At 64.3% G+C, this 19,184-nt stretch carries 23 protein-coding genes and 1 riboswitch; of the genes, 9 read left to right on the top strand and 14 right to left on the bottom strand.

The annotated features are described in order from the left end of the window. Window positions 1-31: 31 nt before the first annotated feature. The 5 genes from prmB to uvrC form a co-directional block, all read right to left on the bottom strand. Window positions 32-991, bottom strand: a complete 960-nt coding sequence (gene prmB / locus GWG67_RS27185; RefSeq protein ID WP_275172433.1) for a 50S ribosomal protein L3 N(5)-glutamine methyltransferase — start codon at window positions 989-991, stop codon at window positions 32-34. Further along, window positions 991-1,467, bottom strand: coding sequence for a molybdenum cofactor biosynthesis protein MoaE (locus GWG67_RS27190; protein WP_275172434.1), 477 nt, complete (start codon window positions 1,465-1,467; stop codon window positions 991-993). Before GWG67_RS27190 ends, prmB begins: the two co-directional genes overlap by 1 nt. 3 nt (window positions 1,468-1,470) lie before the next feature. Beyond that, complete coding sequence (gene moaD / locus GWG67_RS27195; RefSeq protein WP_018318355.1) at window positions 1,471-1,722, bottom strand: molybdopterin converting factor subunit 1; 252 nt, start codon at window positions 1,720-1,722, stop codon at window positions 1,471-1,473. Beyond that, entirely contained in the window at window positions 1,719-2,336 is a 618-nt protein-coding gene (pgsA, locus tag GWG67_RS27200; RefSeq protein ID WP_007596859.1) for a CDP-diacylglycerol--glycerol-3-phosphate 3-phosphatidyltransferase, read from the bottom strand. The genes moaD and pgsA overlap by 4 nt, the downstream gene beginning before the upstream one ends. A gap of 98 nt (window positions 2,337-2,434) precedes the next feature. Beyond that, on the bottom strand, window positions 2,435-4,504 hold the full coding sequence (gene uvrC, locus GWG67_RS27205) for an excinuclease ABC subunit UvrC (protein ID WP_275172435.1): 2,070 nt from the start codon (window positions 4,502-4,504) through the stop codon (window positions 2,435-2,437). Window positions 4,505-4,754: 250 nt separating this feature from the next. Here uvrC and GWG67_RS27210 point away from each other — a divergent pair, with 250 nt between their 5' ends. After that, on the top strand, window positions 4,755-5,378 hold the full coding sequence (locus tag GWG67_RS27210; protein WP_275172436.1) for an outer membrane protein: 624 nt from the start codon (window positions 4,755-4,757) through the stop codon (window positions 5,376-5,378). 86 nt (window positions 5,379-5,464) lie between these two features. Here the strand turns inward: GWG67_RS27210 and GWG67_RS27215 are convergent, their stop codons facing one another. The 4 genes from GWG67_RS27215 to GWG67_RS27230 form a co-directional block, all read right to left on the bottom strand. Further along, entirely contained in the window at window positions 5,465-5,680 is a 216-nt protein-coding gene (locus GWG67_RS27215) for a cold-shock protein (RefSeq protein ID WP_092029496.1), read from the bottom strand. 249 nt (window positions 5,681-5,929) lie between these two features. Beyond that, complete coding sequence (locus tag GWG67_RS27220; RefSeq protein ID WP_275172437.1) at window positions 5,930-6,790, bottom strand: 23S rRNA (adenine(2030)-N(6))-methyltransferase RlmJ; 861 nt, start codon at window positions 6,788-6,790, stop codon at window positions 5,930-5,932. Window positions 6,791-6,842: 52 nt separating this feature from the next. Then, window positions 6,843-7,535 carry a ribonuclease T2 gene (locus GWG67_RS27225; protein ID WP_275172438.1) on the bottom strand — a complete coding sequence of 231 codons (693 nt, stop codon included), beginning with the start codon at window positions 7,533-7,535 and terminating at the stop codon, window positions 6,843-6,845. A gap of 120 nt (window positions 7,536-7,655) precedes the next feature. Then, window positions 7,656-8,120 (bottom strand): hypothetical protein, encoded by a 465-nt coding sequence (locus GWG67_RS27230; protein WP_027565385.1) that lies wholly within the window; start codon window positions 8,118-8,120, stop codon window positions 7,656-7,658. Window positions 8,121-8,302: 182 nt separating this feature from the next. Here GWG67_RS27230 and GWG67_RS27235 point away from each other — a divergent pair, with 182 nt between their 5' ends. Further along, window positions 8,303-8,596, top strand: coding sequence for a hypothetical protein (locus tag GWG67_RS27235; RefSeq protein ID WP_275172439.1), 294 nt, complete (start codon window positions 8,303-8,305; stop codon window positions 8,594-8,596). A gap of 44 nt (window positions 8,597-8,640) precedes the next feature. Next, window positions 8,641-9,171 carry a DUF3617 family protein gene (locus tag GWG67_RS27240; protein ID WP_275172440.1) on the top strand — a complete coding sequence of 177 codons (531 nt, stop codon included), beginning with the start codon at window positions 8,641-8,643 and terminating at the stop codon, window positions 9,169-9,171. Between the two features lie 106 nt (window positions 9,172-9,277). Here the strand turns inward: GWG67_RS27240 and GWG67_RS27245 are convergent, their stop codons facing one another. The 3 genes from GWG67_RS27245 to GWG67_RS27255 are packed head-to-tail and all read right to left on the bottom strand — an operon-like array spanning window position 9,278 to window position 11,951. Then, window positions 9,278-10,666, bottom strand: a complete 1,389-nt coding sequence (locus tag GWG67_RS27245; protein WP_275172441.1) for an ATP-binding protein — start codon at window positions 10,664-10,666, stop codon at window positions 9,278-9,280. 17 nt (window positions 10,667-10,683) lie between these two features. Beyond that, on the bottom strand, window positions 10,684-11,415 hold the full coding sequence (locus GWG67_RS27250; protein WP_275172442.1) for a response regulator: 732 nt from the start codon (window positions 11,413-11,415) through the stop codon (window positions 10,684-10,686). After that, on the bottom strand, window positions 11,412-11,951 hold the full coding sequence (locus GWG67_RS27255; RefSeq protein ID WP_007596846.1) for a MarR family winged helix-turn-helix transcriptional regulator: 540 nt from the start codon (window positions 11,949-11,951) through the stop codon (window positions 11,412-11,414). The genes GWG67_RS27250 and GWG67_RS27255 overlap by 4 nt, the downstream gene beginning before the upstream one ends. Before the next feature lie 339 nt (window positions 11,952-12,290). Here GWG67_RS27255 and GWG67_RS27260 point away from each other — a divergent pair, with 339 nt between their 5' ends. From GWG67_RS27260 to GWG67_RS27280, 5 genes are all read left to right on the top strand, one after another. Beyond that, a complete protein-coding gene (locus GWG67_RS27260) occupies window positions 12,291-13,373 on the top strand; it encodes a branched-chain amino acid aminotransferase (protein WP_275172443.1) in 1,083 nt (360 codons plus the stop codon). Window positions 13,374-13,484: 111 nt separating this feature from the next. After that, a complete protein-coding gene (locus GWG67_RS27265) occupies window positions 13,485-14,009 on the top strand; it encodes a YegJ family protein (protein ID WP_275172444.1) in 525 nt (174 codons plus the stop codon). A gap of 50 nt (window positions 14,010-14,059) precedes the next feature. Then, a complete protein-coding gene (hisS, locus tag GWG67_RS27270; RefSeq protein WP_275172445.1) occupies window positions 14,060-15,580 on the top strand; it encodes a histidine--tRNA ligase in 1,521 nt (506 codons plus the stop codon). Between the two features lie 55 nt (window positions 15,581-15,635). After that, on the top strand, window positions 15,636-15,884 hold the full coding sequence (locus GWG67_RS27275; protein ID WP_275172524.1) for a tautomerase family protein: 249 nt from the start codon (window positions 15,636-15,638) through the stop codon (window positions 15,882-15,884). 178 nt (window positions 15,885-16,062) lie between these two features. Further along, window positions 16,063-16,458, top strand: a complete 396-nt coding sequence (locus GWG67_RS27280; protein ID WP_275172446.1) for a thioesterase family protein — start codon at window positions 16,063-16,065, stop codon at window positions 16,456-16,458. 13 nt (window positions 16,459-16,471) lie between these two features. Here the strand turns inward: GWG67_RS27280 and proC are convergent, their stop codons facing one another. After that, a complete protein-coding gene (proC, locus tag GWG67_RS27285) occupies window positions 16,472-17,299 on the bottom strand; it encodes a pyrroline-5-carboxylate reductase (protein ID WP_275172447.1) in 828 nt (275 codons plus the stop codon). A gap of 165 nt (window positions 17,300-17,464) precedes the next feature. Beyond that, window positions 17,465-17,965, bottom strand: coding sequence for a YbjN domain-containing protein (locus GWG67_RS27290; RefSeq protein ID WP_007614845.1), 501 nt, complete (start codon window positions 17,963-17,965; stop codon window positions 17,465-17,467). 384 nt (window positions 17,966-18,349) lie between these two features. After that, window positions 18,350-18,507: riboswitch (FMN riboswitch) on the top strand. A gap of 75 nt (window positions 18,508-18,582) precedes the next feature. Here GWG67_RS27290 and GWG67_RS27295 point away from each other — a divergent pair. Next, a complete protein-coding gene (locus GWG67_RS27295; protein WP_275172448.1) occupies window positions 18,583-19,161 on the top strand; it encodes a 6,7-dimethyl-8-ribityllumazine synthase in 579 nt (192 codons plus the stop codon). Window positions 19,162-19,184: the final 23 nt, after the last annotated feature.

Raw genomic sequence — 19,184 nt, forward strand, 5'->3', positions numbered from 1 at the left:
GTTCCGAACGAGGTCGGACCGCGGTGATGGATCAGCCGAGATCGGCTGCCGCGATCCAGAACACTTCGCCCTCGGAGTCCTCGGTGTCGAGCCAGAGCAGCGGCAGTTCGGGAAAGGCCTCGTCGACGAGTTTGCGGCCCCGGCCGATCTCGCAGATCAGCCCACCATCCGGCGTCAGGTGGTCAGGCGCGTCGCGCAGGATCCGGCGCACCACGTCGAGACCGTCGGCGCCGCCGTCAAAGGCGAGCTTCGGCTCGGCCCGGCACTCCGGCGGCAACGCAGCCATGCCTTCAGCGTCGACATAAGGCGGGTTGGTGATGATCAGGTCGTATTTGGTGTCACCGAGCGGGGCGAACAGGTCGCCGCGATGCAGGCTGATCCGGTCATCGAGCCCGTATTCGCCGACATTCCGTCTGGCGACGTCGACCGCGCCCTTGGAGATATCGACGGCGTCGATCGTGGCGTTCGGAAAATGATGCGCGGCGAGGATCGCGAGGCATCCCGATCCTGTGCAGAGATCGAGCACCCGCTCGACCGCGGTGGGGTCGTCGATCAGCGAGCCGGCTTCGCCGTCACCGCCGAAATGCGACTCCAAGAGCTCACCGATGAAGGAACGCGGAACGATGACGCGCTCGTCGACATAGAACGGCAGGCCGCGCATGTAGATCTTGTTGACGAGATAAGCGGCCGGTTTGCGCGTGGTGACGCGCTGATGAATGAGATCGATGATGATCCTGCCCTCGGCTGCCGTGACGCGCGCGTTGGCAAAAATCTCGAACTGCTCGGGATGCAGATGCAGGGCTTCACAGACCAGGAAAGCCGCTTCCGCGACCGGATCGGGCGTGCCATGAGCAAAGGCGAGCCTGGCCTCATTGAAGCGGCTCACCGCATAGCGGACGAAATCGACCAGCGTGAGAAGCTCTCCGCGGCCCACTTTCGCGAGCTTTGGCGCGGCGCGGCCGCGCACGGTCTTTTTAGATGTTGTTGCCATCAGGATCGGGTCCAGCGTGCGGCGGCTTCATCGTCGCGGGCCTGGGCCTCGACCCAGCCGGTGCCGGAGGCGCTCTCTTCCTTCTTCCAGAACGGCGCGTTGGTCTTGAGATAATCCATCAGGAACTCGGCTGCCTGGAACGCTGCCTGGCGGTGCTGCGAGGCGGTCAGCACCAGCACGATGTTCTGACCGGGCATGAACCGGCCGACGCGATGAATCACCGTGACGCCGTTGAGAGGCCAGCGCGAGGTGGCCTCGTCGGCATGGCGCCTGATCTCTTCCTCGGCCATTCCAGGATAATGCTCGAGCGAGAGCGCGGCGATCTTCGCGCTGTCCTCGTCGCCGCGGCAGATGCCGGAAAAGCTCACGACCGCACCGATGTCGGTGCGGTTCCCGGTCAGCACCGCGATCTCGCGCGCGATGTCGAAATCGTCCTGCTGGATACGGATGGTGACAGGGCAGGTGGTGACGGGCATGGTCTAGCCGCCGGTCATGGGCGGGAAGAACGCGATCTCGCGAGCGCCCGCGATCGCGGCGTCCGACTTGACGTGGGCATGGTCGATCGCGGTACGGATCACCTTCGGCTTCTCGAACGCGTAGGCGTAGGCTTCGCTTTGGCCGGACAGCCAGGCGATCAGCTCTTCCACGGTACGCACGGTCGCGGGCGGCTCGATCGTCTCCTCGGCCTTGCCGACGCGCTCGCGCACCCAGGCGAAGTACTTCACCTTCATCCCTCATCCTCCTTGATAAGGTGATGGATGCCGGCGCCGAAATAATCGTAGCCGGTGTACATGGTGAGGATCGCCGAAGCCCAGAGCAGCGCCAGTCCGATCATCGAGACCATGGGCACCACCTCATCGCCGGCCGGACCAGCCAGCAGGAAGCCGATGGCGATGAGCTGAACCGTCGTCTTCCACTTCGCAAGCTTGGTCACGGGCACGCTGACGCGCAGCGCGGCAAGATATTCGCGCAGGCCCGAGACCAGGATCTCGCGGCACAGGATCACGATGGCGGCCCATAGCGACCAGCCGTGAATGATGCCGTCGGCGGCCAGCATCAGCAGGCACGAGGCGACCAGAAGCTTGTCGGCGATCGGATCGAGCATGCGGCCGAACGCCGATTGCTGATTCCAGATCCGCGCGTAATAGCCGTCGAGGTAGTCAGTGACCGCAGCCGCGATGAAAATGGCGACGGCGACCCAGCGCAGCCACAGCGGGCCGTCCATGATCGACTGTGCGTAGATGCAGCCGACCACGACCGGGATCGCGGCGATCCGGCCGTAGGTCAGGATGTTCGGGAGGGACATCGCGCGGCTGGTGGTCCCTCGTGTCGTGGCGATGTTCATCCGTCCTACCAATACCGCTGCAGCCTGAAGGTCAACCGTTCCGCTCCCCAAATGGGGTGCGGGATGCGACGACCATATGACCGCGGCCCCCCTTTATTTCACCCCGGCTGGGGATGGAAATACTCGAAAATCCTGCGGGCGCTCTCGGCGCTCACCCCCGGAACCTTGCCGAGATCGGTGATCGAAGCCCGTTCGATCTCCTTCAGGGTTCCGAAATGGTGCAGCAAGGCACGTTTGCGTGACGGACCGATGCCCGGAATCTCCTGCAAGCCGGCCTCGCGGATGTCCTTCTTGCGCAGCTTGCGGTGCGAACCGATGACGAAGCGGTGCGCCTCGTCCCGCAGCCGCTGGATGAAATAGAGCACGGGGTCGCGCGGCTCCAGCTTGATCGCCTCGCGCTCCGGCATGAACAGGGTCTCGCGGCCGGCATCCCGGTCCGGCCCCTTGGCCACCGACATCAGCGCCACCTGGGTCAGGCCGAGATTTGCAAAGATTTCCCGGACCGCGTTGAGCTGGCCGCGGCCGCCGTCGATGATCACGAGATCGGGCCATTGCGGGAAGTCGTCGTCCTTGGTTTTGGCCGCGCCCTCTTCGGGCGGGTTGATCAGGCGCTTGAAGCGGCGCTCCAGCACTTCGCGCATCATGGCGAAGTCGTCGCCCGGCGTGATCCCTTCCGACTTGATGTTGAACTTGCGGTACTGGTTTTTCACAAAACCGTCCGGGCCGGCAACGATCATGGCGCCGACTGCGTTGGTGCCCTGGATGTGGCTGTTGTCGTAGACTTCAATCCGCTTCGGCGCATGTGGCAGGCTCAGGGTCGTGGCCATGGCGTCCAGCAGCCGGCTCTGCGTCGCGGTGTCCGCGAGCTTGCGGCCCAGGGCCTCGCGCGCGTTGGTGAGCGCGTGGGTGACGAGCTCCTTCTTCTCGCCGCGCTTCGGCATGGAAACCTCGACCTTGCGGCCGGCCTTGATCGACAGCGCGTTGGCGAGCAGCTCGCTCTCCTCGATCTCGTGCGAGAGCAGGATATTCCTCGGCGGCGGCTTGTCGTCGTAGAATTGGGCGAGGAAGGAGCCGAGCACCTCTTCCGGCGTATAGGTCTTCTCCGCGCGCGGGAAATAGGCGCGGTTGCCCCAGTTCTGCCCGGTGCGGAAGAAGAACACCTCGACGCAGGAGAAGCCGCCCTCCTGGTGGATGGCGAACACGTCGGCTTCTTCCACCGTGCGCGGATTGATGCCCTGCTGCGACTGGATCGCGGACAACGCAGCGAGGCGGTCGCGGTAGAGCGCGGCGCTTTCGAATTCGAGCTCGCCGGAGGCCTTCTCCATCTCGCTAGCAAGCTCCTGTTTCACCGCATGGCTCTTGCCGGACAGGAAGTCGCTCGCCTCGCGCACCAGGGTCGTGTAGCCGGGGAAGTCGATCTCGCGGGTGCAGGGACCGGCGCAACGGCGGATCTGGTAGAGCAGGCAGGGCCGTGAACGGCTCTCGAAGAAGGAATCCGTGCAGGAGCGGATCAGGAACGCGCGCTGAAGTGCGGTGATGGTGCGGTTGACGGCGCCGGCGGAGGCGAACGGGCCGAAATAGCGACCGGGCCGCGTCTGCGCGCCGCGATGCTTCAGGATCTGCGGCGCCCAATGATCGCCCGTGATCAGGATGTAGGGAAACGACTTGTCGTCGCGCAGCTGCACGTTGAAGCGCGGCCGAAGCTGCTTGATGAGGTTGGCCTCCAGCAGCAGCGCTTCGGTCTCGGTGTGGGTCGAGATGATTTCCACCGTAACCGTCGCGGCGATCATGCGCAGGATGCGCGCCGGCTGCGGCGCACTCTGGCGCGCATAGTTCGACAGGCGCTTTTTGACGTTCTTGGCCTTGCCGACATAGAGCACGTCGGCACTGGCGTTGAGCATGCGATAGACGCCGGGCGAGGTGGGGGCGAGGCGGACCGCGCGTTCGATCGCCTCGTGGCCGGTCGCCAGTGGCTCTTCGCCGACCGTGCCGCTCTCTTCCAGGATGTCCGGCAGCCGTGCGTCGTCCTCGTCGTCGCCGCTTGCGGTGGCGGGATCGAGGTCCGGCGGCGCCGCTTCCGTTTCCTGGGGCGGGACATCGGGCGCGTTGCCGCGCACGGGTTTGCGTACGCGTGCGTCGTCCGGATTGTCGGTGGAATCGTGAACCATGGTGCGAATTTAGGCGCTGCGGGTGCCGATTTGAAGTTCCGGCCGTGCGGCACGCACAGGATGGTGGCGCAGTTCCCGGTAACGCTTACTTAAGCCTGTTAACAGCGCGGTAACCCGACTTAACAGGCCTTTAACCTAAAACTCTCGATAAATCTTACGCGAAAAAGTCGTGGTTCCGTAACCATACGGTTTTGCCTCGCGCGGCGGCGCGGGCATCGCACCGGTTGGGACAGTTGCGTTGGAGTGTGTGATGAAGGGGCTCGTTGTGGGCGCAGCCGCGTTGGCTGCAGTCGGCTGGACGGCTTCGGCAGAGGCCGCCGATCTCAATTACGGGCAGCGTGCGCCCTACACGGTCAATCAGCCGCTCAACGCCTATAGCTGGGCCGGTCCGTATCTCGGTGCCAATCTCGGCTACGAATGGGGCTCGGTGAACAACAATCCCGCAAAACCGTCGGGCTTCGTCGGCGGCGTTCAGGCCGGCTACAATTTCCAGAACGGTCCTTGGGTGTTCGGCGTCGAGGGCGACATCCAGGCCGCCGGTGCCGACGACACTTTCGCGCCGTGGAAGTTCTCCAACCCGTGGTTCGGCACCCTGCGCGGCCGCGCCGGCTACGCCTTCAGCAACGTGCTGTTCTACGGCACGGCGGGCCTCGCCTTCGGCGAGCTGCGTGCACAGACGTTCGGCTGGACGGAGTCGCACACCAGCGCCGGTTGGACCATTGGTGCTGGTGCGGAAGTCGGCTTCGCGCCGAACTGGAGCGCCAAGCTCGAATATCTCTACATCGATCTGTCGACGAGTCAGTTCGCGATTACAGGCGTGTCAAACGGCTATAGCGCCAGCGTTGTGCGCGCAGGCGTGAACTATCACTTCTGATACCCAAAGAAGAAAATACCGGACTACAGCCTCCCGGCCGCTCGCGGCCGGGATTTTTTTGCGCCGGTGTTTTCGCGTCGGACTCGCTAGGACAAGATGACCAAATCGACCGCCTTCGGCCCCTTGCCCTTCTTGTCCGGCTCGACTTCGAAAGTAATACGCTGTCCTTCGGCAAGGTCCTTCAGTCCGGCCCGCTCCACAGCAGTAATATGCACGAAGACGTCGCGGCCCCCGTCGTCCGGTTTGATGAATCCGTAGCCGCGCTCACCGTTGAAAAACTTGACCGTTCCCGTCATGGCCATCGGGAAACTCCCCCTCATTGCTCCTCCGTCGTGACGCAGACGCACGTCACGACATGACCGGGCCTTACGAAGCCCGGGAGCTGGCCATCCTTGTGCAGACCATTCGGTCCGACTGGATCTTTCTTAGGCCTTCACTCCGCCGCAACCATTCGCGGAAGCGGAACGTAAAGCCAGTCACTGAAACAGCATAATACGGTTCTCTGCAGATTGACCACCGCTCCTGCATATTTTTCCCAAGATGCCGGAGTGTTACGGCCTCGGCACCTCTAATCGGAATCTGGCAGCGCCACCCTGGCCGAGCGGCATTTCCAGCTCCGGCAGGATCGTCTTGAGTTCACCGTGCAGTGTGTAAGGGGGATTGACTATCAAGAGCCCGCTGGAGGTGAGGGCTGCGCCGTCGGCTTGCGGCGCCACGCTGAATTCGAGGCGCAGGCATTTTCCCGGGGGCTTTGCGACGGTTGCTAGCCGCGCCAATGATTGCACCAGCGCATCAGTGGCCCGTCGGCTCTTGGCGGGATACCAGACTACATAGATACCGGTTGGCCATTTCGCGAACGCCGCCGAGAAGGCCTCGCCGAGCTTGTCGAACTCGTCCTTGGCCTCGAATGGCGGGTCGATCAGGACGATCCCGCGCCGTTCCTTTGGCGGCACGAAAGCCGGCAGCGCCATCCAGCCGTCGAGGTCGACCACGCGGGCCTGCTCGTCGTGGCGGAGCACGCCGATCAACGCTTTCCGCGCCTTCGGCTCGAGTTCGCAGGCGACGAGGCGGTCCTGCGGCCGCATCAGGGCGCGCGCGATCAGCGGCGAGCCCGGATAGGCCTTGAGCTCGCCCTTCGGATTGAAGGCGCGGACGATGTCGAGATAGGGCTTGGTCAGCGCCATGGCGTCGTTCGACAGCCGCGCCTGCATCAGCCGCGCAATGCCCGTCAGCCACTCGCCGCCGCGGCGCGCCTCGTCGCTTTCGAGATCGTAGAGGCCGGCGCCGGCATGGGTGTCGATGACGCGGAACGCTCCCGGCTTGTCCTGGAGGTAGGTGATGATCCGCGCCAGCACGATGTGCTTGATGACATCAGCGAAGCTGCCGGCGTGAAAGGCGTGGCGGTAATTCATGCAAGAGCACTACGCCACGTGACGGCTTGAGCAAAGAGGCACGACGCTCGGGCTACCCACCCCGGATCGGCGGCATCGTCACTTGGTCGCGGCGGCAGGCGCGGCGGTCGATCTCCTCGCAGGCGCGGAATTGGAGGTCCTTGCTGAGGCAGATGCGGACTTCCGATAGCCGCGTCCGGTTGCAGGTGATCGAGACGGCGGCATTGCTGAGGCCCGGATTGGCCTTGACGAAGGCTTCCTCCACCTCCGCCGGCGCCACGGTCTTGGCCTGCGATAGATCGAGATATTCAGCCGGAATCTTGATTGCAGCGCGCGCCTTCCGGATCGTCTCGAAATAACTGCGGTCGGCCAGCCCCGAGCAGGTGCCGTGCTTGTCCCACTCGTTGAAGATCAGCCCCGGCGCCGGCATCAGATCGAGCATGGAGGAGACGATGCTGCGGTTCAGCCGCGGCGACGGCCGCTGGCAATATTCCGGAAAACCGTTCTCATATTGCGGCCACAGACCGTGGACCACGAAAGCGTAGGGCCGTCCGCTGCACTGGATCTGCGAACGGCCGCCGCGCTCCGCCGCCTCTTCGCAGAAGGAGGGCGACCACGACAGCGACAGCACATAAAAATCGAATTCGCCGGGCGTGTTCTGCCGCTTGTCCTGGGCCTTGGCGCCACCGGCCAATGCAGCCAACCCGGCTGCAAGCGTCAGTGAGATCATCAGGCGGGAAAAGGAATGCAATCTGGAATGAAACATGGCGACGCCCCTCAACTAGACTGTGCAGATCAGCCTAGCAGGCGACAGGAACATTTCAAGAACAAAATTCGGGCGACCGTCGTTCGGCCGCCGGACCGGTCCGGATCAGAACTTTTTCAGTTATTGCTTGGCGGCGCGGCAGGCCGGGTTGTAGGCCCAGTTGCGGTCGAGCCCGACCACGCACCATTCGACGCCCTGACCGTAGCCGGCGAAGCCGCCATCCTCGACGATCGAGAAATGCACCTTGCGCATCTTGCCGTCCGTGAGCATGGCCTCGCCGGTGCAATAGCGGCGCGGGATGTTGTCGGATGCCCAGGGCCGGAACGCGGTCTCGTGAACCGCGGCGAAGCCCGTGATCTTCAACGAGGAATTCCAGAACGAGCTTTCTTTCTCCCAGAACTGGCTGGCGATCGTCGGCAGCGCCCTGTCGCATTCGGAGACGTTGCCGTCATAGCGCGGCCCGCTCAGCCAGAAATTCAGCTCCAGCGGATTGGCGGCCCTGGCCTCGCCGAGCGACAGCGCCCCGAACAGGAGGCCGAGCACGGCGGCGAAGCGGAGCGATTTCAGGAAGGTCGAGGCGCGCATGGATGATCCAGACAGCATGATCTGCGAGGGTCCGACGGTGCCGCGAAGGCCGGAGGAGGTCAAGTGCAGCGCGGCAACACTTGCCGACGAGTTGACCGCAATGCTGCACTAGAGGGGCCTTCCGTTCTTTCCACCGCCGCGCTGGCACCGTAAACTGCCGCCAACCAATCGGAGTGACGGGAATGCGAATCATTGCGGCCGCGGGCCTTCTTGCCCTGGGTATGATGGCGAGCCAGTCGGCGCGCGCCGATCTGCTTCCGGTGCCTCCGTTCAAGGGCAACGACACCGGTGGCATCATCGCCTATTCGATGGCAACCCAAGTGGATGCGCGGCAGGTCGCGGTCGATCACTGCGCGCGCTACAGCAAGGTCGCCAAATTCCTGGCGGTGCAGGCCTATGAGGGCGGCTACATCTCGTTCTCCTGTCGCTGGGTGCCCTATGGCGCCGCCGACCAGCCGATCCGCACGCTCTACTGAGGCGCTTTCGTAGCGCCGCTATCTCGCAGCCGGGAGCTTCCCACATGACGCGCAAACTCGCTTTGCTCGGCTCCGCGCTTTGCCTCGTCTTGTCGGCAGGCAGCGTCCGCGCTGACGACCTGCCGGTGCGCAAGGCGGGCCTGTGGGAATTGAAGATGGTCAGGACCGGCACGCCCGTGCCCGAGATGACCATGCAGCACTGCACCGACGAGACCGTCGACAAGGAGATGAACAACAACGTCTCCCCGATGGCCAAGCAGATCTGCGCCAAGCAGGACATCAAGAAGACCGCGACCGGCTATGTCAGCGATTCCGAGTGCAACGTCGCCGGCATCAGCACGGCCTCGCATGCTGAGATCACCGGCGATTTCAATTCGGCCTATACGGTGAAGACGTCGTCGCACGCGCAAGGCGGCGCCGCCGGCGCGGCTGGCCGCGACACGACCATGCAGCTCGAAGCGAAATGGCTGGGGGCGTGCAAGCCGGACCAGAAGCCCGGCGATATCGTGATGCCCGGCGGCTTCAAGATGAACGTGCGCGACATGGACAAGCTGAAAGCGCTGTTGCCGAAGTAGGGAAGATCGTAGCCCGGATGGAGCGAAGCGAAATCCGGGGCCGGTGCATCGATCGCGAAGAAAGAATCCCGGATTGCGCTACGCTCCATCCGGGCTACATCACCGGTTACACCGGTATCCGCACGCTCGCCCTTAATCCCCCCATCGGGCTGTCGCCAAGAGTGATGTCGCCGCCGTGCGAACGGGCGATGTCGCGGGCAATCGCGAGGCCAAGACCCGTGCCGCCTTCGTCCTGGTTGCGGGCGTTGTCCAGCCGCAGGAACGGCTTGAACACTTCTTCGCGCAGATGCGCGGGAATGCCCGGTCCGTCGTCGTCGACCGTCACTGTCAAATAACGGTGATCGCGCTGGCCGGTGATGGCGATGCTCTTGCCGTAGCGGGCGGCGTTGGTGACGAGGTTGGCGAGGCAGCGCTTGAACGAGGCCGGCTTCACCGTGACCACGGGCAGCCCGTTGAATGCGACGGTCGCCGTGTGGCCGTGGCGTTCGGCGTCGCTGCGCAGCTCCTCGAGCGCCTGCGCCATGTCGGTCGGCTGCGACTGCTCGCCGGAATCGCCGCGGGCAAAGGCGAGGTAGTCCTCGAGCATCATCGACATCTCGTCGACGTCCTTGCGCATGCCCTCCATTTCGGGGCTGTCGCCGATCAGCGCCAGCTCGAGCTTGAACCGCGTCAGGATCGTGCGCAGATCGTGGCTGACGCCGGCGAGCATCGCGGTGCGCTGCTCCATCGTTCGCTCGATGCGCGATTTCATTTCGAGGAAGGCGACCGACGCGCGCCGCACCTCGCGCGCGCCGCGCGGGCGGAAATTCGGCGCCTCGCGGCCCTTGCCAAAACTTTCGGCGGCGTCGGCAAGCCGCAGGATCGGCTTGATCTGGTTGCGCAGGAATAGCACCGCGACGATCAGCAGGATCGAGGACGTGCCGACCATCCAGAACAGGAAGATCTCCGAGTTCGAGGCATAGGCGGCGCTGCGTTGCGCGAACACGCGCATCACGGCGTCGTCGAGCTGGATCCGGATCTCGACAAGGTTGGAGCGGCCGACCGTGTCGATCCAGAAGGAGCGCCCGATCTGGCGGCCGAGCTGCACCGACAGCGTCTGGTCGAGCAGCGAGAAGAACGGCTTTGGTCCCGGCGGCGGCATGTCGCCGGCCGGGAGGAAATCGACGACGAGGCCGAGGCGCTGCTGTGCGATGCGGCGGATCTGGTCGCGATCCCGGTCTTGCGGATAGCCCTTGTAGACGTCGATCAGCGCGGCGATGTCCTGTACCACCGCAGCCGACAGGCGCCGTGTCACCGTGTTCCAGTGCCGCTCCATGAACACGAAGGCGACGACCGACTGCAGGATCACCATCGGCACGATCATGATCAGCAGCGCACGCGCATAAAGGCCGGTCGGCATCCAGCCTTTGAACGCGTTGCCCATCCAGCCATTGGCGGCGGAGACGCGGCCGGCGGCGCTCTTCAAAAGCGTCAGGCCGGTATCGATCGTGCTCATCGGTGGCGCTTCACTTTTTATGGCGAGGCTACCAGCCGATAGCCGATGCCGCGCACGGCCTGGAGGAACAGCGGATTGGCGGGATCGGTCTCGATCTTGCGCCGCAGGCGGTTGATCTGCACGTCGACGGCGCGCTCGTTGACGCTGCCATTGCCGGTCAGCGCGCTGCGCGGCACGGTCTCGCCCGGTGTCTCCGATAAAATCCGCAGCATCTCGCGCTCGCGGTCGGTGAGGTGAATGACGTCTTCGCCCTGACGCAATTCGCCGCGGTCGAGGTGATAGATGTACGGGCCAAACGCGATCTTCTCGACCGCAGCGGCCTGTGGCGGCGGCGCGGCGCGCTTGAGGATGTTGTTGATGCGCAGCGCAAGCTCGCGCGGCTCGAACGGCTTTGCGACGTAATCGTCGGCGCCGATCTGCAAGCCCTCGATGCGCGCTTCGGCTTCATGCCGCGCCGTCAGCATCACGATCGGCACCGAGGACGAGGTCCGGATGAAACGGGCGAGATCGAAGCCGGTCTCGCCGGGCATCATGACATCGAGGATCAAGAGGTCGAAGTGCAGGCCCATCAGCTTCGCGCGAGCGTCGCTGGCGCTGGCGGCGGTCGAGACGCGATAGCCTTCGCCGGCAAGGAAGCGCGAGAGCAGGTCGCGGATGCGGCGGTCGTCGTCGACCAGCAGGAGATGCGGAGCATCGTCGGCGGGGCGTGCCGGCGGGCGTGCGAGCGTGGCAGCGAGCGGCACGGTCACTCCTTGTCCTGATTGACGGTGGCAAAGATCGTCTCGAGCACCTTATCCGGATCGTCGCGGTCGATCATCGCGCGCAGGAAGCGCTTGACGGTCTCGGCATCCTGCGGCGCCATCTCGGCGAGTGCCTTGGTGATGCGCGTGGTCTGGAGACCGGCGAGCTTCTGCACCAGCGCCTCGCCCTTCGGCGTCGCAAACAGCAGGCGTTGGCGGCGATCATTGTCGCCGGTCTTCTGCACGATATAGCCCTCGTCCAGGAGCTGCTTGAGCACCCGGCCGAGCGACTGCTTGGTGATGCGCAGGACGTCGAGGAGGTCGGCGACCTTGAGCCCGGGATAACGATAGACGAAGTGCATGACGCGGTGATGGGCCCGGCCGAAGCCGAACGCCTCCAGCTCCTGGTCGGGATCGCCGACGAAATCGCGATAGGCGAAGAACAGCAGTTCGATGATATCCCAGCGCAAATTGCCTCCGTCGTCTGCGGCCGGCCGCGGCCCGGCAGCGTCTTGAGAAGGAGTCGCGAAATTTATGTCAGGCATATTGACGTATCTTGGTTTGAATGTTACAAAACGATCGGCCCGGACGAAATTTTAGATCGTTTCGCATCGGGTGGGCATCGAAGCAAGGCGGCCGCACAGGGCCGGACAGGCGGCGACGGCCGGAGCAGATCTACCGTGCGATTGTCGAACGGCATTTCGGCAAAACATACTGGACTTCCGTCTTCCGCAAAAGCATGTCCTCGGTGACATGCTGGCCACGGAAACCGGCCGTAACAAGGCTGGCGGCGGTTCGGCCAGAAACCAATCGAGCCAGCCGGGCCCAAATCAGGGCAGGCGGGTGCCAGAACGGCGCCGCCACCGGCAGCGGGAGGCAAGGACATGAGCATGAAATTCGACATCCAGCCCGCATCCAATCCGATCCCAGAGAAGGATCGGGTCGCCAAGCTGGTGGACCCCGGTTTCGGGCGGGTCTTCACCGACCATATGGCGGTGGTCCGCTACAACCAGGCCAAGGGCGGCTGGTACGAGGCGCGTATCGAGGCCCGCGCCAATTTTCAGCTCGATCCGGCCGGCGCCGTCCTGCACTACGCTCAGGAAATTTTTGAAGGCCTCAAGGCCTACAAGCGCGACGACGGCGGCGTGAACCTGTTCCGCCCCGACGCCAATGCGCGGCGCTTCAAGGACTCGGCCGACCGCATGGCGATGGCGCAGCTTCCCGAAGACGTCTTCATCGAGGCGGTCGAGCAAGTCGTGCGCATCGACCGCGCCTGGATGCCGGGCGGCGAGGGCAGCCTTTACCTGCGCCCGTTCATGATCGCGAGCGAGACCTTTCTCGGCGTCAAGCCGTCGTCCGAATACATCTTCGCGGTGATCGCCTCGCCAGTCGGCTCCTACTTCAAGGGCGGCCCCGCGCCGGTCTCGATCTGGGTGTCCGAGAATTACACGCGCGCTGCGGTCGGCGGCACCGGCGCCGTCAAATGCGGAGGCAACTATGCCGCAAGCCTGCGCGCGCAGGCCGAAGCGATCCAGCACGGCTGCGATCAGGTCGTCTTCCTCGATGCGATCGAGCGCCGCTACATCGAAGAGCTCGGCGGCATGAACGTGTTCTTCGTGTTCGACGACGGCTCGCTCTCGACGCCGCCGCTCGGCACCATCCTGCCCGGCATCACCCGCGATTCCATCATCGCGCTGGCCAAGGACGCCGGCAAGACCGTGCGCGAGGAGCCGTACTCGCTCGACCAATGGCGCAAGGATGCGGCAAGCGGCAAGCTGAAGGAGGCGTTTGCCTGCGGCACCGCCGCCGTGATCTCGCCCATCGGCACGGTGCGCTCGGTGAGCGGCGATTTCGAGATCAGCGGCGGCGCGGCCGGCCCGGTCGCCATGGGCCTGCGCAAGCAGCTCGTCGACATCCAGTACGGCCGCACCAACGATCCGCACAACTGGATCCGCAATCTGTCTTGATTTTTGCCCTCGCTCTCTCTCTCTCTCCGCTCGCGAGAGAGAGGCGCAATGAACGCGACACGATGATCGTACGACAAAGTCCGAGACCTCGAATACCTGGACATCGCGATCATGACATCCACTCTTCCCCAGTCCCTGAAATGGGTGGTTCTTGCCGCGGTCACCGGCATCACCGTATTCGGCATTCTGACCATCGGCCCCAAGCCGGATGTCTCCGCTGAGGGCCGTTCGCCCGTCGTCGACGTGCGCACCACCGATCCGGAGATGAACACCGCGATCGCGCGCGCCCGTGGGACGCTGCCGACCTTCTGGGCCTCCTACGAGGCGCCGAAGCCGTCGGAAACTGGGCATGCCCTGAAGGTGCACTTTTCGACCCGCAAAGGCGGTGAGCACATCTGGATGGCCGACGTGAAGAAGCTACCCAATGGGGCCTATTCCGGCCTCTTCGCCAACGAGCCACGCGATCTGCCCGGCAAGCGGGCAGGCGACAAGGTCGAATTCACTGAAGCTGACATCTCGGACTGGATGTTCATGCGCAACGACAAGATCGTCGGCGGCGAAACCATCAAGCCGACGCTGAAGTCGCTGCCGAAAGCGGACGCGGATGCGCTCCGGGCACGGATGGAGCAGCCGTAAGGAACTAACCGGCAGTTGCCGCTTCGCGCGTCGGCTGGTAAATGCCGCGCATGGCCGAAAAACCCAAAAAACCGCAGAAACTGAAGGCGCGCTTGCCGCGCGGGCTCGAGGATCGCGATCCCGCCGCGATCCGGGCGACGCGCGAGATGGTGGAGAAGATCCGCGCCGTCTACGAGCTCTACGGGTTCGAGCCGGTGGAAACGCCGGCGATGGAATACACCGATGCGCTCGGCAAATTCCTGCCCGACCAGGATCGTCCGAACGAGGGCGTGTTCTCGTTCCAGGACGACGACGAGCAGTGGATCTCGCTGCGCTACGATCTGACCGCGCCGCTCGCGCGCTATGTCGGCGAGCGCTACGGGACCGACGGTCTTGTGTTGCCCTATCGCAGCTATCGCGTCGGCTATGTCTTCCGCAACGAAAAGCCCGGCCCCGGCCGCTTCCGCCAGTTCATGCAGTTCGATGCCGACACGGTTGGCTCGGCAACGCCGGCGGCCGACGCAGAGATCTGCATGATGGCGGCCGACACGATGGAAGCGCTGGGCATCGCGCGCGGCTCCTATGTGGTGAAGGTGAACAACCGCAAGGTGCTCGATGGCGTTCTGGAAGCAATCGGGCTCGGTGGCGAAGAGAACGCGGGCCGCAGGCTGACCGTGCTGCGCGCGATCGACAAGCTCGATAAGTTTCCCGCCGAGGAAGTTCGCAAGCTGCTCGGTCCCGGTAGATGGGATGGCGGCGAAGAAGGGAAAGGTGACTTCACGAAGGGCGCCAATTTGAGCGCGTCGGAGGCCGACGTCGTTCTTGCCATCACCAAACCGCGCGACGATTGGAAGGAGGCGATCGCCGCGGCGGAAACCTATCTCGCCAAGAGCGAAGTCGGTCAGGCCGGCGTGAGCGAGCTGGAAGAGATCGCCAAACTGGTGACGGCGTCGGGTTACGGCGCAGACCGCATCAAGATCGATCCGTCCGTCGTGCGCGGCCTCGAATATTACACCGGTCCCGTCTACGAGGTCGAATTGCTGCTCGACACCAAGGACGAAAAAGGCCGTCCGGTCCGGTTCGGCTCGGTCGGCGGCGGTGGACGCTATGACGGCCTGGTCTCGCGCTTCCGCGGCGAGCCGGTGCCAGCGACCGGGTTCTCGATCGGCGTGTCGCGGCTTCAGGCGGCGCTGACGCTGCTCGGCAAGCTCGACACGAAGCCCGGGTTCGGCCCCGTCGTCGTCACCGTGTTCGATCGCGATCGCGTCGCCGACTACCAGAAGATGGTTGCAAGCCTGCGCAGCGCCGGCATTCGCGCCGAGCTTTATCTCGGCAATCCCAAGAACATGGGCAACCAGCTCAAATATGCGGATCGCCGCAAAGCGCCGTGCGTCATCATCCAGGGCTCGGATGAAAAAGCGCGTGGCGAGGTGCAGATCAAGGATCTGATCGAGGGCGCCAAGGCGGCGGCCGCGATCGCTTCCAACCAGGAATGGCGCGAGAGCCGCCCGGCGCAGTTCTCGTGCAGCGAGGCCGACCTCGTCGCCAAAGTGCGCGAGGTGTTGGCGCGCCATGACGTGAGCTGGGGCTAGCCATTCGCTGACGCCGGCATGCCCGGGCTTGTCCCGGGCATCCACCTCCTGTTTGATGACGCTCGTCAATGGCCGGTGTTCGGCCCCAAGGGAGAGAAAAATGCCTGAGATCACTGTCAGCATGGCCGAAGGCCGCACCGACGAGCAAAAGGCCGGCATGATGCGCGACATCACCCAGGCACTGGTGAAGAACCTCGGCGTCGATGCCGACGCCGTCGTCATCCAGATCAACGAAGCCCCGCTCCGCCACAAGATGAAGGGCGGCAAGACGTTCGTGGAGCGCGCGGCGGCTGCGAAGAAATAGTCACCCCTGTAGCTGCAAACGCAACTGTCGTCCTGGCGAAAGCCAGGACCCATTATCCAAACGGCAGTTGTTGCAGCAGGTCGTGGTTTAGACCGCGCATGACAATTTTCAGTCGGGGTAATGGGTCCCGGATCGGCGCTCGCTTTGCTCGCTTGTCCAGGACGACGGGGGAGGGCCCATGGACGCACGTGACTTCATCAAGGTCGGCATGAGCGCCGAGCGCACGCTGGTGGTGCCGGTGGAGCGCACGGTGGGGCATTTCGTGCCCGGCATGCCGATGGTCTATGCGACGCCGATGATGATTCTGGAAATGGAGATGACGTCGGGCGACGCGATCCGCAGCGCCCTTCAGCCGGGCTGGGTCACCGTCGGCACCGAGGTCGACATCCGCCATCTTGCAGCAGCCCTCGTCGGCGCGACGGTGCGGACCAGCGCGAAGGTCTTCGCAGTCGAGCGCCGCGTCATCCGCTTCGAGGTCGAGGCCTTCGAGGGCTCGCGCAAGCTCGGCGAAGGCCGCCACGCCCGCGGGCTCGTCAATGTCGCGATGTTCAACAAGCGGCTGGGGGCGACGTAGCCCCGCGCTCTAGCTACTTCGCCAATTCCTTCGACCGCTGCGTCGCCGCCGCGATCGCGCGGATCATCAGATCGCGCAGGCCGGGCTCGCCCATCAGCACGCCGAGTGCCGCGGCCGTGGTGCCGCCGGGCGAGGTGACGTTCTGGCGCAGCGTGCCGGAGGCAAGCTCCGACTGGTGGAGAAGTTCACCCGAGCCGGCGACGGTTTCGCGCGCGAGTTTTGTCGCGAGCGCCTCGGGCAATCCCGCCTCGACGCCGGCGCGCGCGAGCTCTTCGGCCAGCAGAAACACATAGGCCGGGCCCGAGCCGGACACCGCGGTCACCGCGTCCATCAGGCTCTCATCGTCGACCCATTCGACCGAGCCAGTGGCGCGTAGCAGAGCATCGGCCACCGCGCGTTGCGGTGCGCTGACGTTGTTCGCGGCGACAGCCACCGTGATGCCGCGACCGATCGCGGCCGGCGTGTTCGGCATCGCGCGCACCACCGCGCCGCCGCAGATCTCTTGAAGCGAGGCGATCGTGGTTCCCGCCATGATCGACACCACCAAAGTTTTGTCCGAGACGTATGGCTTCAGCTTGGCGCCGGCCTCGCGGAACATTTGCGGCTTCACCGCGACGACGAGCGTCTCGACCGGGCCCGCCGCCGCCACGTCCGGATTGAGCGCCACCCCCTTAGCGGCAAGCGCGGTGATTTCGGCCGAGATGTGCGGATCAATCACCGCGACGCGGCGCGGATCGAGCCCGCCCGAAAGCCATCCGGTCAGCATCGCACCGCCCATCTTGCCGGCGCCGGCGAGCAGGATGGTGCCGGTGATGTTTTCGAGAGTGCTGTTGCTCGTCATAGCCGTTGCCACCGCCGTCGTCCTGGCGAAAGCCAGGACCCATAACCACAACTGGTTCTAGTGGATGGAGGTGTTGGCAACAAGCAGCGTGCCACAAGCGAAATCACGCGGTATGGGTCCCGGCCCCCCGTGCGCAATTGCGCACTAGGCCGGGACGACAAGAAACTACGCCTCGCCCACCGTGTCGAACATGGCCGCGTCCATGGCTTCCGTCGTGGACTTGCCCGCCCACACCACGAACTGGAACGCCGGGAAATAGCGTTCGCAGGCGTGGATGGCACCGGCGAGCATGGCTTCGCACTGGCCTGTGGAGGCGATGAGCCCGCCCGGCAGCACCAAGGCCTGCCGGTGCATGATCATGCCGGTGGTGGTCCACAGGTCGAAATGCCCGACCCACAGCTGCTCGTTGACCGCGGCCACGAGCCGCTGGACCTCCGATCGCCGCGCAACCGGAATTTTCATGTCGAAAGCGCAGGCCAGATGCAGCGCCTCGATCTCGCCCATCCAGGTGAAGGAGATCTGGTAGTCGGTCCATTGTCCCTTGGAGACAATCGTGAGTTCGTCTTCGCCGGAGCGTTCGAACGGCCAGTTGTTGCTGGCAGCGATATCCTCGACCACCGCGAGCGGATGGTTTTTGGAATCGATGGTGCCTTCGAGCAGGGACATGCCGTCTCGACCTCTTGCCTTTTTGTTGTCTTTGATACGCACGCGGTTGGTCCGGCGCGCGCTCCCTTAATATTGCTAAGGCGATCCGTTCGGATCAGCGCGGGCTTGTCGCGGATCAACTGATGTGATTTGCGGAATCTGCGCAACTGGCTGCCGAGTCCGTCCACAAGCCAGGACTCGTTCGTCCACAGCTCATCTCGGCCACAATTATTAACGGGAAGAACAAATCGGAATCGGATTCGATGGCCCGCCAATCGTTAATTCCGTCGCGTGCCTCTGGACCGCCATGGCGGCATGGGACCATGCGGTTTTCCCATGCGGAACCCGCTTGCCGCGGCCCCCAACCGGCGTCATATTTCGGTCAGGCCGTTCATTCCGGACGGCCGATGTTCTCAGGGCGGGGTGAAAGTCCCCACCGGCGGTAAGGGCCGTAAGGCCTAAGCCCGCGAGCGCCTTCCTCAAAGCCTTGCTGAGGGGAAGGGTCAGCAGATTCGGTGCAACTCCGAAGCCGACGGTTAAAGTCCGGATGAAAGAGAACGGTCGGTGGCAGACGCATCGCAGGATGCGGCTGTTGTCGTTCCGTGTGCCCTGATTCTGGTCCTTAACTGAGGAAAGCCATGAATCAGATGTTGCAAGACCCCCAAGCCGAAACTTCCAAGGCCGAAATTTCCCAACCAACCCAAACGCCACCGCCGGTTCCGCAGGATCCGGCGCCCGAGCACCCGCGCTTCGCGAAACCGCAGCGGGTGGCCTTCGTGCAGGCCTGCTGGCACCGCGACGTGGTCGAGGAGGCCCGTATCGCCTTCGTGAGGGAGGCGGAAGCGCGCCACCTCAATCATGTCGACGTATTCGAGGTGCCGGGCTCGTTCGAGATCCCGCTGCATGCGCAGATCCTCGCCAAGACACGGCGCTACACCGCGATCGTCGCGGCCGGCCTCGTCGTCGACGGCGGCATCTATCGCCATGAGTTCGTCGCCGACACCGTGATCAAGGCGTTGATGGACGTGCAGCTGCGCACCGAGGTGCCCGTGTTCTCCGCGGTTCTGACGCCGCAGCAATTCCACGAAACCGAGGTGCACTACGATTTCTTCCGCAAGCATTTTGCGATCAAGGGCGTCGAGGTGGCGGCCGCCTGTGCGGAGACATTGCTCGGGCTCGAACGCCTGCGCGGCCAGGTCGCCGCGGGAATCGCGTAACGCCGCGCGACGACCATTCCTCA

It is taken from the genome of Bradyrhizobium sp. CSS354 (genome assembly GCF_029051725.1).
Taxonomy (GTDB): Bacteria; Pseudomonadota; Alphaproteobacteria; order Rhizobiales; family Xanthobacteraceae; genus Bradyrhizobium.

Bases quoted from the DNA above. Each gene is read 5' to 3' on its own strand.
- prmB (WP_275172433.1), bottom strand. From the start codon at position 991: ATGGCAACAACATCTAAAAAGACCGTGCGCGGCCGCGCCGCGCCAAAG.
- GWG67_RS27190 (WP_275172434.1), bottom strand. From the start codon at position 1,467: ATGCCCGTCACCACCTGCCCTGTCACCATCCGTATCCAGCAGGACGAT.
- moaD (WP_018318355.1), bottom strand. From the start codon at position 1,722: ATGAAGGTGAAGTACTTCGCCTGGGTGCGCGAGCGCGTCGGCAAGGCC.
- pgsA (WP_007596859.1), bottom strand. From the start codon at position 2,336: ATGAACATCGCCACGACACGAGGGACCACCAGCCGCGCGATGTCCCTC.
- uvrC (WP_275172435.1), bottom strand. From the start codon at position 4,504: ATGGTTCACGATTCCACCGACAATCCGGACGACGCACGCGTACGCAAA.
- GWG67_RS27210 (WP_275172436.1), top strand. From the start codon at position 4,755: ATGAAGGGGCTCGTTGTGGGCGCAGCCGCGTTGGCTGCAGTCGGCTGG.
- GWG67_RS27215 (WP_092029496.1), bottom strand. From the start codon at position 5,680: ATGGCCATGACGGGAACGGTCAAGTTTTTCAACGGTGAGCGCGGCTAC.
- GWG67_RS27220 (WP_275172437.1), bottom strand. From the start codon at position 6,790: ATGAATTACCGCCACGCCTTTCACGCCGGCAGCTTCGCTGATGTCATC.
- GWG67_RS27225 (WP_275172438.1), bottom strand. From the start codon at position 7,535: ATGTTTCATTCCAGATTGCATTCCTTTTCCCGCCTGATGATCTCACTG.
- GWG67_RS27230 (WP_027565385.1), bottom strand. From the start codon at position 8,120: ATGCGCGCCTCGACCTTCCTGAAATCGCTCCGCTTCGCCGCCGTGCTC.
- GWG67_RS27235 (WP_275172439.1), top strand. From the start codon at position 8,303: ATGCGAATCATTGCGGCCGCGGGCCTTCTTGCCCTGGGTATGATGGCG.
- GWG67_RS27240 (WP_275172440.1), top strand. From the start codon at position 8,641: ATGACGCGCAAACTCGCTTTGCTCGGCTCCGCGCTTTGCCTCGTCTTG.
- GWG67_RS27245 (WP_275172441.1), bottom strand. From the start codon at position 10,666: ATGAGCACGATCGATACCGGCCTGACGCTTTTGAAGAGCGCCGCCGGC.
- GWG67_RS27255 (WP_007596846.1), bottom strand. From the start codon at position 11,951: ATGCCTGACATAAATTTCGCGACTCCTTCTCAAGACGCTGCCGGGCCG.
- GWG67_RS27260 (WP_275172443.1), top strand. From the start codon at position 12,291: ATGAGCATGAAATTCGACATCCAGCCCGCATCCAATCCGATCCCAGAG.
- GWG67_RS27265 (WP_275172444.1), top strand. From the start codon at position 13,485: ATGACATCCACTCTTCCCCAGTCCCTGAAATGGGTGGTTCTTGCCGCG.
- hisS (WP_275172445.1), top strand. From the start codon at position 14,060: ATGGCCGAAAAACCCAAAAAACCGCAGAAACTGAAGGCGCGCTTGCCG.
- GWG67_RS27275 (WP_275172524.1), top strand. From the start codon at position 15,636: ATGACGCTCGTCAATGGCCGGTGTTCGGCCCCAAGGGAGAGAAAAATG.
- GWG67_RS27280 (WP_275172446.1), top strand. From the start codon at position 16,063: ATGGACGCACGTGACTTCATCAAGGTCGGCATGAGCGCCGAGCGCACG.
- proC (WP_275172447.1), bottom strand. From the start codon at position 17,299: ATGACGAGCAACAGCACTCTCGAAAACATCACCGGCACCATCCTGCTC.
- GWG67_RS27290 (WP_007614845.1), bottom strand. From the start codon at position 17,965: ATGTCCCTGCTCGAAGGCACCATCGATTCCAAAAACCATCCGCTCGCG.
- GWG67_RS27295 (WP_275172448.1), top strand. From the start codon at position 18,583: ATGAATCAGATGTTGCAAGACCCCCAAGCCGAAACTTCCAAGGCCGAA.